Genomic DNA, 14,083 nt, shown 5'->3' on the forward strand with positions numbered 1-14,083 from the left:
ACCTCTTGGATTATCCCCCGGGAACGACTACGTTCCGGGCACAACATCGGTGCTGGCCCCGTAATCCGTTACGGGTGATGACCAGGGTTCAGCAGAGCCCGCCGATCGAAAGGTTCCAGGAACGCAGGTCACATAGAGCGCAATAGCCGAAGCTGTGCTGCTCTCGACCGCCAAGCGAACGAAAGCCTGTTATTGCGCTTGAAGACTTACGCACGAGAACTGGGCCTGTCTCAACGGGCGGAATGATTTGGTCGCTGGCGCGATTGCCGGCGGTTGGGGAACGCGTCTTTGCTGCACGCGACTTTGCTGAACGAGATGGTCGGCGACATCGAAACCACTTCGAACGGTATTGCGATTCTGTGTGCCTAGGCGCGCGCCGAATCGGACTCTGGGAATCGGACTTCTGAGAAATCGGACTGCTGAGAAATCGGACTGTGGACTGCAATAACTTCAGGGCTGGAATAAAAGGCGACAGATGAGAAACGGTCAGAACAACAAGCGGATGCGCAACCGGAATAACAACAACAACAATAACAACAACAATAACCGGCGCGGCCAGAATCCCCTGACACGGGTGTACGAATCGAACGGACCCGATATCAAGATCCGCGGCACGGCCTCCCACGTGGCCGAGAAATACGTTCAGCTTGCGCGCGATGCGCGCTCCTCCGGCGATCCGGTGGCGGCTGAAAACTACTACCAGCATGCTGAGCACTACTACCGGATCATCGCGGCCGCGCAGGAGCAGTTCCGGCAGAACCAGCAGCCGCCGCGCCCCGACGCCGAGGTCACCCCGACCGAAGACGGCGACGACGACAGCGACGGCTATTCGAGCTTCGGCCAGGAGCCGGGCTTCGTGCCGCAGCAGCAACCTTTCATGCGCGACAACGGCCAGCAGCCGTACCAGCGCGAGCAGCAGCAGCCGCGCGAGCATCGCGAGCGTGACCAGCAGCCGCGTGAGCACCGCGAGCGCGAGCATCGTCCGCAGCCGCAATATCAGCCGCAGCCGCAGAACCAGCCGCAGCCCGCGATGGCCGATGCCGGCGGCGTCGATCGCCTGCCCTCGTTCATCACCGGCGGCGCGCAGCCGCAGGTCAATGGCACCTATGAAGGCAATGGCGGCGCAGAACGCGGCGAACGGAGCGAGCGCTTTCCGCGCCGCCGCCGCCGTCCGCACGGCCCGCGCCCCGACATGGCGGCGCAGCCCGCGCCGAGCGACGACTTCAATCCGGGCAACGAGTAATCGTGAGAATCTGTCACCCTCCCTTCACAGGGAGGGTGAATTGTCCGCGTCACGACTCTGCGTGAGTCGATTTGCGCGTCGCCGTCGAGGACGGCACCAGCACCGGACGCAATGACGGGATCAGCTGTGTGCGCTCGCGGCGCGCGGGGATGGCGCGATAGACCTGCTTGGTCGCCTCCACGATATGCACGCCGGCGAACGGCATCGACAGCGCCGCGCCGACCCGCTCCCACGCCATCGCCGAGCGCAGAAACCAGCTGCCCTGCACCGGCGGCATGAACAACGCCTCGCCCCACGACGACGGCGTGAACCAGGTCTGCCGCAACAGCTGCGTGATCTGCGCCCGCGAATAGGGCCGGCCATGGCCGAACGGCGTGGCATCGGTGCGCGTCCAGACGCCGCGGCGATTCGGGATGATCGCGATCAGCCGCCCCGAGGGCGAGAGCACCCGCCACACCTCGCGCAGCAGCCGCTCCGGATCATCGGACATCTCCAGCGCGTGCACCAGCAGCACGCGGTCGACCGCGGCATCCGGCAGCGGCATCGAGAATTCGTCGATCAGAGTGGCCAGCGCCGGCCGGCCGGTCGGCCATTTCAGCACGCCCTGGGCCGCCGGCATGAAGGCAATGCAGCGCTCGCAGGACTCACGGAACAGGCCGAGATAGGGGGTCGGATAGCCGAGGCCGAGCACGCGCTGGCCTTCCGCGTTCGGCCACCGCGCGCGGATACCCCGGTTGATCAGCTGCCGCGCCACGATGCCGAGGCGCTGCGAATAGAAGTCGCGCAGGTCGATGACGTCCATGGTGTTTAGCCTAACACGCCCCCTGCTGCCCGGGTGCGCCGAAAATTGCATTGCCGCCGGAGCGTTAACGCCATATTTCACCCCTATATTGGGCGCGTTAAAGCATGATCCGGGAAAGCCGATACCGGCCTTTTCGAATACATCATGCTCCAAAATGTCCGTCCCGTTTGTTCGTGGAGATATCATGACCGCCGAAATTCGCACCTTCAGCTGCCTCACCGACAATTTCGGGTATTTGATCCACGATCCCGCGACCAAGGCGACCGCGTCGATCGACGCGCCGGAGGCCGGCCCGATCATCAAGGCGCTGGAGCGCGAAGGCTGGACGCTGACCGATATCCTGATCACCCATCACCATGGCGACCATGTCGGCGGCGTCGCCGAGCTGAAGCAGAAATACGGCTGCCGCGTCGTCGCCCCGCACGACCAGTCGGCCAAGATTGCCAATGTCGATTTGCGCGCCGCCAATGCCGATGTCATCAAGGTCGGCAGCCTGTTGGCCCGTGTGGTCGAAACTCCCGGCCATACGCTCGACCATATCTCCTATGTGTTCGACGGCGAGAAGGCGGTGTTCGCCGCCGACACGCTGTTCTCGATCGGCTGCGGCCGCGTGTTCGAAGGCACCTACCCCATGATGTGGGATTCGCTTTTGAAACTGCGCTCGCTGCCGGACGATTTCCGTCTGTATTGCGGCCATGAATACACCGCCTCCAACGTGAAATTCGCGCTCACCATCGAGCCCGACAATCCGGCCCTGCAGGCGCGCGCAGCAGAGGTCACAAAACTGCGCGCCGAGAACAAACCGACGATCCCGGTGCTGCTCGGCGACGAGAAGAAGGCCAACGTGTTTCTGCGCGCCGACGAGCCTGTTGTCGCGGCCAAGCTGCACATGAAGGGCGCCGACCCGGCGCTGGTGTTCGGCGAACTCCGTGAGCGCAAGAACAAGTCGTGATGGCAGACCTCTCGGCGGCCGACATCATCGCGCAGCTTGCGCTGAAGCCGCATCCCGAAGGCGGACATTATCGCGAGACGTTTCGTGACAAGCGCGTCGACGCCAATGGCCGCGCGCATTCGACCGCGATCTACTTCCTGCTGGCGCGCGGCGAGCGTTCGCATTGGCACCGCATCGACGCGGTCGAGATGTGGCACTATTACGCCGGCGCGCCGCTGACATTGCGGATCGCGCAGGACGGCGCCCCACATGCGATCACGCTCGGGCCGGATGTGGCGCGCGGCGAGCAGCCACAGGCGATCGTGCCGGCGGATGCATGGCAGGCGGCCGAAAGCAGCGGCGACTGGACGCTGGTCGGCTGCACCGTCGCGCCGGGATTCGAGTTCGCGAAATTCGAGCTCGCGCCGAAGAGCTTTTTCCCGTCATCCTGAGGTGCGAGCGGAGCGAGCCTCGAAGGATGAATCGGCCACAGTCGGGCCGTCGACCCTTCGAGACGGCCGCGTTGCGGCCTCCTCAGGGTGACGGTGAAACAGTAGCAACAACCTTCTTCGTAGGATGGGTAGAGCGCAGCGAAACCCATCATCTCGCCGCGTGGATAGGAGTTGATGGGTTTCGCTTCGCTCTACCCATCCTACGTTCTTTTTCTCAGCACCATGTCTTTCGCCGCGATCAGCCCGCCGCCGGCGATCAGGATTGCGGCGATAGCAATATTGGCGCTGGGCTTGGCAAAGCCCGCTGCGATCAGGAACGCGGTCGAGAGCAGCGGCGTGGCGTAGGATGCGGCACCGAGCACGCGGATATCACCGCGCTTCATGCCGATGTCCCAGGCGAAGAACGCAGCCCCCACCGGACCGATGCCGAGCGCGATGACGGCCAGCCATTGCAGCGGCGTCGCGGGCCACACCGTTGTCTCCACCATCATGTGCACCAGCGCGGCAAGCACGGCGGTCGCGAGGCAGAAGCCGGCCACGGCATCGGTCGGCACCGCCTTGAGCCGGCGCGACATCACCGAATAGGACGCCCAGACGAACGCCGCGACGAAGGCGGCCGCGAAGCCTGGAATTTGCTCTTTTGTGAAGGCGCCGGTGTTGCCGGCGAACAGCAGCACGGTGCCGGCGAGGCCGAGCAGCGCGCCGACGATGTGATGCAACGCAAGCCGCTCGCCCGGCAGCAGCGAGGAGAACAATACGATCAACAGCGGCCAGAGATAATTGAGCAGGCCGGCCTCGGCCGGCGGGGCGAAGCGCAGCGCCAGGAAATACAGCGCGTGATAGCCGAACAGCCCGCCGACGCCGACGACCCAGGCGACCAGCGGCTGCTTCAACGCGCCGAAGGCTGACGGACGCAACAGGAAGCTCGCGAACGCGAACGCGGCGCCGATCGCGAACGTCATGGCCGCGAGCTGGAACGCCGGGATCGTCCCGGTCGCGACCGTCATGACCGACAGCAGCGACCACATCAGGATGGCGGTCAGTCCGACAAGGGTGGCAGTTCGGGTCGTCATCTCAATTCAATCCGTCATGGCCGGCATGACTGTCTAAGGATGGCCGTCTGAAGCCGCTCGCTGATGTCCCGGCTGGGCCACGTCTTCCTTCGCGTGTGGCACGTTGTAAAGACGAAAATGCCCGGCACAAGGCCGGGCATTCGCTGGTCGATTGTGCGCGCCTGCGACGCGACGACGTGCTCGCGTCAGGCGTGATACTGGCCGCCGTTCACGGTCAGCGTCGAGCCGGTGATGAAGCCGGCATCGTCGGCGGCGAGGAAGACCACGGCCCGCGCGATCTCTTCGGGTTCGCCGAGCCGGGCGACCGGAATCTGCGGGATCACGTTCTTCTCGAGCACATCCTTCGGCACCGCCTGCACCATCTCGGTGTTGATATAGCCGGGGCAGATCACGTTCACGGTGATGCCGCCCTTGGCGTTCTCCAGCGCCAGCGCCTTGGTGAAGCCGATGTCGCCGGCCTTGGCCGCCGAGTAGTTGACCTGGCCGAACTGGCCCTTCTGGCCGTTGATGGAGGAGATCGAGATGACGCGGCCGAACTTGCGGGCGCGCATGCCCTCGATCACCTGGCGCGTCATGTTGAACAGCGAGCCGAGGTTGGTGTTGATCACGGCATTCCACTGCTCGACCGTCATCTTATGGAATGCGGTATCCTTGGTGATGCCGGCATTGTTGACGAGCACGTCGACCGGGCCGAGATCGGCCTCGACCTGCTTGACGCCGGCCGCGCAGGCGTCGAACGACGCGACGTCCCACTTGTAGACCGGAATCCCGCTCTCCGCCTTGAACTTCTCCGCCGCGGCGTCATTGCCGGCGTAGCTCGCCGCCACCTCGTAGCCCGCCGCTTTCAGCGCCTTGCTGATCGCAGCTCCAATACCGCGCGTTCCGCCCGTCACCAATGCAACACGTGCCATGTCCGTTTCCTCCTTGGCCGTCTTTTATAACCGGATAACTCCGGCCTACGCACTCACTCAACAAAGCGCGATGAGATCAGGTTGAATTGTCATCGCGCTTTGGCTCCCTTTTTTTGAGCATGATCTTCTCGGAAAACCGCTTCACACTTTTCCGGATCATGCTGTCGAAACAAAAATGCCCGGCGCAAAGCCGGGCATCTTATTTATCAGCTCGCTTCGCGGTTGACAGATGATCTTTTCATCACCTAACCGGCCTCGCTGCCTTTTGTTCAGTCGCGTGCAACGCACATAGCGATGCCCATGCCGCCGCCGATGCACAGCGTCGCGAGGCCCTTCTTGGCATCGCGCTTCTGCATCTCGTGCAGCAGCGTCACCAGCACGCGCGCACCCGACGCGCCAACCGGATGGCCGATTGCGATCGCGCCGCCATTGACGTTGACCTTGGCCGGATCCCAGCCGAGGTCCTTGTTCACCGCGCAAGCCTGCGCCGCGAACGCCTCGTTGGCCTCGATCAGGTCGAGGTCGGCGATGTTCCAGCCGGCCCTTTTCAGCGCGGCGCGCGAGGCGGGGATCGGACCGGTGCCCATGATCTTGGGGTCGACGCCGGCCTGGCCCCACGACACGATGCGGGCCAGCACCTTCTTGCCCTGCTTGGCGGCTTCCTTGGCGGTCATCAGCACGACGGCGGCGGCGCCGTCATTGATGCCCGAGGCGTTGCCCGCGGTCACGGTGCCGTCCTTCTCGAAGGCCGCGCGGAGCTTGGCCATCGCGTCGAGCGTGGCGCCGTGGCGCGGATACTCGTCGGCATCGACCACGATATCGCCCTTGCGGGACTTGATGGTGACCGGGACGATCTCGTCCTTGAACTTGCCGGCCTTCTGCGCCGCCTCGGCCTTGTTCTGCGAAGCGACCGCGAACTCGTCCTGCTGCGACCGGGTGATCTGGTACTGCTTGGCGACGTTCTCGGCGGTGTTGCCCATGTGGTAGCCGTTGAAGGCATCCCACAGCCCGTCCTTGATCATGGTGTCGATCAGCTCGAGGCCGCCCATCTTGACGCCGCCGCGCAGATATTGGGCGTGCGGGGCCATGCTCATGGATTCCTGGCCGCCGGCGACGACGATCGAGGAATCGCCGTTGAGCAGCGCCTGGTAGCCGAGCGCCACCGTGCGCAGGCCGGAGCCGCAGAGCTGGTTGACGCCCCAGGCCGGGCTTTCCACCGGGATGCCGGCCGCGATCGAGGCCTGGCGGGCCGGGTTCTGGCCCTGCGCGGCGGTGAGGATCTGGCCCATGATGACCTCGGAGACCTGACCGCCCTCGACGCCGGCACGCTCCAGCGCCGCCTTGATGGCGATCGCGCCGAGGTCATGGGCCGGGGTGGTGGCGAAAGCGCCGTTGAAGCTACCGACGGGGGTGCGGGCGGCGCTGACGATGACGACATCGTCTGACATGGACATCTCCTATGGGTTGTAGCTGGGTTTCTCGACGGCGGGCGGCCGATTTGGCGGGCCTGTCTCTTGACGGCTATCCTGTAAACCTCGTTGAGACATGTCAATCGCACTGTCGGGCAAATCGCGCCGCGACGCACTCAAAATGACGCCCTTGGCACTTTCCTGAGCAAATCCTATGCTTTGGAATTAACCGCACAGCACAAAACTGTAGCCGAACCGCTTTGAAAATGCTTACCTTTGCTGCGATGCGTTGCATTTTGCCCTGCGGCGATGCCGTAGGGTTCCAGGTTCTTCGGTGTTGAAGTGAGAGCCCATGGCAAAATCTGAACAACCGACCACGATCAAGAAATACGCGAACCGGCGGCTCTATAATACCGGGACGAGCACCTACGTGACGCTCGAGGATCTCGCGGCGATGGTGAAGGAAGGCGAGGATTTCCTCGTCTATGACGCCAAGACCGGCGACGACATCACCCGCTCCGTGCTCGCGCAAATCATCTTCGAGCAGGAAAACAAGGCCGGGCAGAATCTGCTGCCGACCACCTTCCTGCGCCAGCTGATCCGGTTCTACGGCGACAGCATGCAGATGGTGGTGCCGAAATATCTCGAACAGTCGATCGAGACGCTGACCAAGGAACAGGAAAAATTCCGCAAGCAGATCGCGGGCGCGCTGAGCGGGACACCGTTTGCGCCGCTGGAAGAACAGGTCCGCCGCAACATGGAGCTGTTCCAGCAGACCTTCTCGATGTTCAAGCCGTTCGTGCCGCAACGCGGCGGCGGCGAGGCCGAGAAGGCGCCGGAGCCGACGCCCGATGACGGCAACATCGACGATCTTCGCCGCCAGATGAAGGACATGCAGGAACGCCTCGAGCGCATGTCGCAGCCGACGAAGAAGGACGAGTAGGTCGCTTCGCCGATCGGCCGGACGCACCGGCCGCTATCGTTTCGCGAAATCCTGACGGCGGCAACCCTGGCCGGCGTCAGGCGCCGCTTGCCCCGGGCAGCATGCTCTTGCGGACGATCGCATGCACGCCCCAATTGCCGTCGGCAACCTGCGTGACGCCGAAATCGACGCCGAGCGAGATCAGCGCCAGCGCCTCGTCCTCGCTGAGGCGATAACACTCCATAAGAAATTTGCGCGTCGCCCGGAACGCGTTACGCAGCGCCAGATCGACCGACGAGCGCTGGTAGATTTCCGACTGCGCGTTGCGCCCGAGCTCGCGCAGATAATTGCCGTAGCTGAAGCCGTGCAGGATCCACTCCTCCGGCGTTTCCAAAAGCGGGTGCGCCAGCCCTTCGACATGCGGCTTGGTCGCCTTGCCGCTCTTGTGCACGATGAAGCGAAACTGGCCGGTGAGCGAAAGCTCGAGCGCGGTGCCGTTGACCTCGCCATCGCCTTGCGCGAAATGCGGATCGCCGATCGAGAACAACGCGCCTGATACGGTGACCGGCAGATAGAGCGTGGTGCCCTTGGTGGCGCGCCAATTGTCGACATTGCCGCCGAAATAGCCGGGCGGAATCGAATCGATGATGTCGGACTCGCGCGGCGCCACCGCCATGAAGCCGAAATGCAGCCGCGCCGGAATCCGCACGCCGGCGAGCACGCCGGGCTGTTTCTCGACGGTGGCGTGATCGACCGGCACGCCGGGATAATCCATCGTCTCGTGGCGCACGCCGAACGGATCGGTCTGCGGCGTCCAGCGGTAGGAATAGACGGCGCGGGCCCATTCGGCCTCTGCATCGGTCTCGAAGATCGTGATGGTCTCGCGCTTGGCCGGCGGATCGATCAGATCGTTGTATTGAAAACCCCACCAGGCCGCGGCATTGCTGCCGAACGACTTGCCGGCGTAGGCCGGATTGGCTGATGGCCGCGGCCAGATGTCGAGGATCTGCACCTCGAGCACATCGCCCGGCTCCGCGCCGCAGACATAGATCGGCCCGGTGCAGATGTGCACGCCGAACCCTTCGCCGGCGCCGCGGCCGAAGATCGAACCGTCCATCGGACCGGCGCCGCGCCGTTCGACCGACTTGCCTTCGGCGGTCCAGCGAAACACGCTCTCCGCGCCGGGATCACCCTTGATCATGCGCTCGTAGTCATCGAAGGCGTGCTGGGTCAGCGTCTCGATCGTCACCACCGCGCCCGACTGCACGCTCATGACAGGCGGGATGGCGCGGCTGAGATAGCCCCAATGCGCGGTCTCCCTGGACACCTTGAGATGGTGATGCGAGGCGCCCCGCCCTTCCGGCACAGCCGCCGGCGGTTCAACCGGTACGATCGGCTCCAGCGGCGCAACCGTCTCGCGCGCCACCGGGCTTGACGCGAGATTTGGCGCGAGCCGCAACACCGTTGCGGTGCCACGCGCCAGCCGCGGCCGGCCGCGCGTGCGCTCGCCCTCTACATCGCGCGGCACCGCCTTGCGGAAGTCGCGCGGCGAGGTGCCGTAGGTCGCGCTGAACATCCGGCTGAAATGCGCCTGATCGGTGAAGCCCCAGCGGTAGCTGATTTCGGCGATGCGCTGGTCGGCATAGTTCGGATCGATCAGGTCGTTGCAGCAGCGCTCCAGCCGCCGCTCGCGCACATAGGCCGAGAACGTCGTATTCTGCCGCTCGAACAGCCGTTGCAGATAGCGTTGCGACAGCCCTTCCTGCCGCGCGATGTCGGCGATGGTCAGGGCGGCATTGCCGAGCTGGGCCTCGATCGCGGCATCGACCCGGCGCAGATGGCCGGCCTGGACCTGCGTCATTGCTTCGGCATCGAGCCGCGTCTCGCCGAGCAGCGCGCCGGCGACGAGTTCGGTGACCGCGACCTCGGCGGTGGCGAGATCGGCCTTGTCCAGGATCGCGAAATTGCCGCCCAGGGTCCGCATCACCGGACGCACGGACGCAGCGGCAATCGTCGCGCCGAGCACCGCCGGCAAACGCAAGCGATTATGCCCGAGCCGGCCGAGCAACCGCTCACGCGGCAGTTCGAGCAGCAGGATCTCGAAATCCTCCCGCAAGGTCATGCGCCAGGGCGATTGCAGGTCACACACCGAGACGTCGTTGTCGGCAAACTCGCAGCTGCGTTGGCCGGACGTGATGCTGCCGCGGCCGTAGCCGTGGAAGATGATGGCAACCCGCGCCGGCATTCCCGGCGAGGCCGCATGACCGCTGCAGACGATCTGCTGCTCGGTGGAACGCAGCAGCGCGAGCTGGCCGCCGCTGGTCGAGCGCTTCGCGGTCAATTCGCCGAACTGGAATTGGCCGGCCTCCGGCAATTCGCAATCGAGCTGCAAACCGGCCAGCGCCTCGCGCCAGACCTCCCGCCGGTTTTGCCGCGGGATCGCATCGACCGAAACCCGAAAGGTCGTCGCGACCATCACCCCTCCAGGCCGCAGCACCGCAGCCTTCCACTCACAGAGCCGTGAACGCAGCCTGCACCGATTGCAGGCAGGCGGCAAGCGTGTTGCGACGGCACACGTTGCCCAGCCTGCGTGCAACGCGCGGAAGCGGCGGCTTTCGCGTGGCAGCGCTATCAGCGGCGAACGCAGTGCAACTTGATCGAATGCGCCCAAATTCTTGACCGCTCCGGCCATGCCGCGATGCGAAGGCGGCCGCCGCAGATGCCTTGCACGCTGCTGCACAGGCCTTTGCGCTGCGACGACAGCAAGCGCGCCGACAAATTATTGGGCGCTCCCGGTCATGTCGGAGCGGCGCGCCGCCATGCACTCTCATGCGCACTTTCGATCCAAGGAGGAGCTCAAGATGTGCGCAGGTGACGACAAGAACTGCCCGGACTTCGAATTGCATCATCGCCAGTTCAAGGAGACGCTCGACCGCGAACGCCGTTCGTTCCTGCGCTCGAGCTTCGCGGCGGCGGGCGGCGCCGCGGCAATGACCGCCGGCGGCATCTCGCTGGTGACGCCGAAAATGGCGGCCGCCGCCGAGAAGCATCAGCCGGCGCAGCGCGCCTATCACCATTTGCCGGCCAATGCCGACACCGTGCATTGGGGCTATTTCAGCAAGTCGCTGAAGCCGCGCGTCGAGATCAATTCCGGCGACTTCATCACCATCGAGGCGCTGACGCATCACGCCAATGACGATGCCGAGCGCATGGTGAAGGGCGATCCCGGCGTCGAGAGCGTCTATCTCTGGACCAAGGAGAAGAAAGGCGTGAACCGGCGCGGCGCCGGCCCGATGGATGCCTCGCTGTACGGACGCGGCGCGGGCGAAGGCCTCGGCGTGCATATCTGCACCGGGCCGGTGTTCGTGCGCGGCGCCGAGGAAGGCGATTTGCTCGAGCTGCGCATCATCGACGTCGCGCCGCGGCCCTGCGCCAACCCGAAATATTCCGGCAAGGCATTCGGCAGCAACGCCGCGGCATCGTGGGGCTTCCACTACAAGGATCTGCTCACCGAGCCGAAGCCGCGCGAGGTCGTCACCATCTACGAGGTCGACGCGACCGGCGAGCGCAACTGGGCGCGCGCCGTCTATAACTTCACCTGGACGCCGCAGACCGATCCGTCCGGCGTGGTGCACAAGACCATCGATTATCCCGGCGTCCCGGTCGATCATTCGACGGTCAAGGAGAACCACGGCATCCTGAAGAACGTGCGCATCCCGGTGCGTCCGCATTTCGGCGTGATCGGGCTCGCTCCGAAAGAGGCCGAGTTCGTCGATTCGATCCCGCCAAGCTATACCGGCGGCAACATCGACAATTGGCGCATCGGCAAGGGCGCCACGATGTATTACCCGGTGGCGGTCGAAGGCGGACTGCTGTCGGTCGGCGACTCCCACGCCTCGCAGGGCGATTCCGAACTGTGCGGCACGGCGATCGAATGCTCGCTCAACGGCACCTTCCAGATCATCCTGCACAAGAAGGCCGACCTCGCCGGCACCGCGCTGGAAGCGCTCGACTACCCGATGCTGGAGACCCAGGACGAATGGCTGGTGCACGGCTTCAGCTATGCCAACTACCTCAGCGAGCTGGGAGCCGGCGCGCAGACCGAGATCTACAAGAAGTCGTCGGTCGACCTCGCCTTGCGCGATGCCTTCCGCAAGATGCGCAAATTCCTGATGACGACGAAGAAGCTGACCGAGGACGAGGCCATCTCGCTGATCTCGCTCGGTGTCGACTTCGGCGTCACCCAGGTGGTCGACGGCAATTGGGGCGTCCACGCGGTGATCCGCAAGGACATCTTCGCCGGCGGCGAGAGCTGACGAAAAGGCCAGGAGCGAGCGTGGCGGTCAGCCGAAGAAGGGCGAGTAGGGCTTTGCTGCGCGCACCTAATACAACGTCGCCCCGGCCTAGTGCGCAATTGCGCACGGGAGCCGGGGCCCATAACCACAAATGTCGGTTGTTTGAAGCAAGCGTCTACCAGATCGCTTCATCGAGAAGCCGCGGCGTATGGGTCCCGGCCCCCGTGCGCAATTGCGCACTAGGCCGGGACGACACCGTTAATTTGGCCGGCGACTGTGAACTAGCCCGTGGCGGGCACGGGCTTCTCCGCCGGCGCATTCCACGGGCGGTCCGGGGAGGCGAGGCCGATCAGGCGGCCCTGGATGAAGTCGCAGCCCCAATCGCGCAGCATCACGGCGGCTTCCTCGTCCTGCACCCATTCGGCGACCGTCTTGATCTCGAGGCGGCGCGCGAGATCGATCAGCGTCTGCACGAAAGCGCGATCGTCGGCCGAGCGCACGATGTTCTGCACGAAGGCGCCGTCGATCTTCACGATGTCGACGCCGAGCTTGCGCAAATTGCGGAACGAGGTGTAGCCGGCGCCGAAATCGTCGATCGCGATCCGGCTGCCGAAGTTCTTCAGGCGCGTGACGAAGCCACGCACGTCGTCGATATCCTGGATCGCGACCGTTTCGGTGATCTCGACGATCAGCCGCTCGCCGACACCGGGATGCGCGCGCATCAGGGATTCGATGGTGGCCCACCAGTCCGGATCCATCGTGGTGTCGGGCGAGATGTTGAGGCTGAGCTGTACGCCGGGAGCGGCGGCGAGCTCGGCGATGGCGAGCTCCAGCACGCGGTGATCGACCAGCCGGATCAGGCCGAGCCGCTCGGCGACCGGCACGATATCGGGCGCCAGCAGCGCGCGGCCGTCGTCCTGCTCCATGCGGACCAGGCACTCGTAGAACGCGGGCTGCCGCAGGCGCGCATCGACCACGGGCTCGAAGCCGATCACGATGCGGCGCTCGTTCAGCGCGGTGACGATCTCGTCGGTGACGCGGATGTTGACGCGGCGCTGGGCGTCGCGCTCGACATTCGGCTTCCACAGCGCGAACGATCCGGCGCGGCGGCTCTTGGCGGTCTCCAGCGTCTCCTGGGCGCGATTGACCGCCTCCTCCGCCGACCTCGCATGGCGCGGAATGGTGACGGCGCCGATCGAGACCGTTACCGACACCGGGCCGGACTTGGTCGGCACCACCTCGTCGCGCACCGCGGCGAGGAAGCGCTCGGCCGCGACATTGGTGTCGTCGACGGTGCAGTTGCGCAGGATCAGGCCGAACTTGTTGCCGGAGAAACGCCCGAGCATGTCGCCGCTGCGCAGCCGCGCACGAATCCGCTTCGCGACCTCGGCGATGACAGCATCCGCGACATCGAAGCCGAAGGCATCGTTGACGCGCGCCAGATGATCGATGCCGATCAGCATGAAGGCACAGGAGGAGCGGAAGCGCGCGCACTCCTCCATCGTCTCGGCGAGCGAGGCGATCAGATGGGTGCGGTTGAGCTCGTTGGTCAGCGGATCATGCCGCGACAGCTTGAGCAGCTGCTCGTCGCGGGCATGCCGTTCATTGTTGATGCGGACGACGCCCTGCACGCGCGCCGGCCTGCCGTCGGCGCCGGCAAACCAGCAGCCGGTCTCCTCGATCCAGATCACCGGCGCCGAGGTGACGGCCCGCACGCCATACTCGATCCGGTAGGGAACGCCCTCCCCGCCGCGCACCGGCGCCGGCGCGCCGAGCGCATCGGATCGCACCGAGCGCGATGGCTCGATCAGCTTGGCAAGCTCGGCACCGCTCGCAAGCGCCGCAACCGGGATATCCGGGAAGACCGCCGCCACATTATCGCTCCAGGCAATCGCATCGGTCGCCAGGTCCCAAGCGAATGTCGCTTGGCCGAGCGAGGCGAGGATGCTGGCAGCTGGCGGGACAGGGGGCATCGAACATGTCTCGATTTGGGACGGCGCCCGGTGATTCTACACGCTCTCAAGATAGTGGTTCCGGCGAATCCA

11 protein-coding genes are annotated in these 14,083 nt (G+C 65.0%); 5 read left to right on the plus strand and 6 right to left on the minus strand.

Annotation, left to right across the window (positions count from 1 at the left end):
- Window positions 1-475: 475 nt before the first annotated feature.
- A complete protein-coding gene (locus tag QJT82_RS37625; RefSeq protein WP_028343580.1) occupies window positions 476-1,243 on the plus strand; it encodes a DUF4167 domain-containing protein in 768 nt (255 codons plus the stop codon).
- 49 nt (window positions 1,244-1,292) lie between these two features.
- Here the strand turns inward: QJT82_RS37625 and QJT82_RS37630 are convergent, their stop codons facing one another.
- The gene (locus QJT82_RS37630) at window positions 1,293-2,045 is read right to left on the minus strand and encodes a class I SAM-dependent methyltransferase (protein ID WP_028343579.1); all 753 of its coding nucleotides are present in this window, start codon (window positions 2,043-2,045) and stop codon (window positions 1,293-1,295) included.
- A gap of 184 nt (window positions 2,046-2,229) precedes the next feature.
- Here QJT82_RS37630 and gloB point away from each other — a divergent pair, with 184 nt between their 5' ends.
- Both gloB and QJT82_RS37640 read left to right on the plus strand, forming a co-directional pair.
- Window positions 2,230-2,997, plus strand: coding sequence for a hydroxyacylglutathione hydrolase (gene gloB, locus QJT82_RS37635; RefSeq protein ID WP_028343578.1), 768 nt, complete (start codon window positions 2,230-2,232; stop codon window positions 2,995-2,997).
- Entirely contained in the window at window positions 2,997-3,428 is a 432-nt protein-coding gene (locus QJT82_RS37640) for a cupin domain-containing protein (RefSeq protein ID WP_028343577.1), read from the plus strand. Before gloB ends, QJT82_RS37640 begins: the two co-directional genes overlap by 1 nt.
- A gap of 200 nt (window positions 3,429-3,628) precedes the next feature.
- Here QJT82_RS37640 and QJT82_RS37645 read toward each other — a convergent pair whose 3' ends face one another.
- From QJT82_RS37645 to QJT82_RS37655, 3 genes are all read right to left on the minus strand, one after another.
- Entirely contained in the window at window positions 3,629-4,501 is an 873-nt protein-coding gene (locus tag QJT82_RS37645; protein ID WP_028343576.1) for an EamA family transporter, read from the minus strand.
- Between the two features lie 185 nt (window positions 4,502-4,686).
- A complete protein-coding gene (gene phbB, locus QJT82_RS37650) occupies window positions 4,687-5,412 on the minus strand; it encodes an acetoacetyl-CoA reductase (RefSeq protein ID WP_028343575.1) in 726 nt (241 codons plus the stop codon).
- Window positions 5,413-5,681: 269 nt separating this feature from the next.
- Window positions 5,682-6,860 (minus strand): acetyl-CoA C-acetyltransferase, encoded by a 1,179-nt coding sequence (locus QJT82_RS37655; protein ID WP_028343574.1) that lies wholly within the window; start codon window positions 6,858-6,860, stop codon window positions 5,682-5,684.
- Between the two features lie 313 nt (window positions 6,861-7,173).
- On the opposite strand from QJT82_RS37655, the gene phaR reads away from it, so the two are divergent.
- Window positions 7,174-7,764: a polyhydroxyalkanoate synthesis repressor PhaR gene (phaR, locus tag QJT82_RS37660; protein WP_016841133.1), complete on the plus strand. Its 591-nt coding sequence runs from the start codon at window positions 7,174-7,176 to the stop codon at window positions 7,762-7,764.
- Window positions 7,765-7,840: 76 nt separating this feature from the next.
- Here phaR and QJT82_RS37665 read toward each other — a convergent pair whose 3' ends face one another.
- Window positions 7,841-10,219 (minus strand): acetamidase/formamidase family protein, encoded by a 2,379-nt coding sequence (locus QJT82_RS37665; RefSeq protein ID WP_028343573.1) that lies wholly within the window; start codon window positions 10,217-10,219, stop codon window positions 7,841-7,843.
- 385 nt (window positions 10,220-10,604) lie between these two features.
- On the opposite strand from QJT82_RS37665, the gene QJT82_RS37670 reads away from it, so the two are divergent.
- Entirely contained in the window at window positions 10,605-12,059 is a 1,455-nt protein-coding gene (locus QJT82_RS37670; RefSeq protein ID WP_028343572.1) for an acetamidase/formamidase family protein, read from the plus strand.
- Window positions 12,060-12,319: 260 nt separating this feature from the next.
- Here the strand turns inward: QJT82_RS37670 and QJT82_RS37675 are convergent, their stop codons facing one another.
- Complete coding sequence (locus QJT82_RS37675) at window positions 12,320-14,011, minus strand: bifunctional diguanylate cyclase/phosphodiesterase (RefSeq protein WP_028343571.1); 1,692 nt, start codon at window positions 14,009-14,011, stop codon at window positions 12,320-12,322.
- Between the last annotated feature and the right edge of the window lie 72 nt (window positions 14,012-14,083).

The sequence above is a fragment of the Bradyrhizobium sp. Mp19 genome (assembly GCF_029952935.1).
GTDB lineage: Bacteria > Pseudomonadota > Alphaproteobacteria > Rhizobiales > Xanthobacteraceae > Bradyrhizobium > Bradyrhizobium elkanii.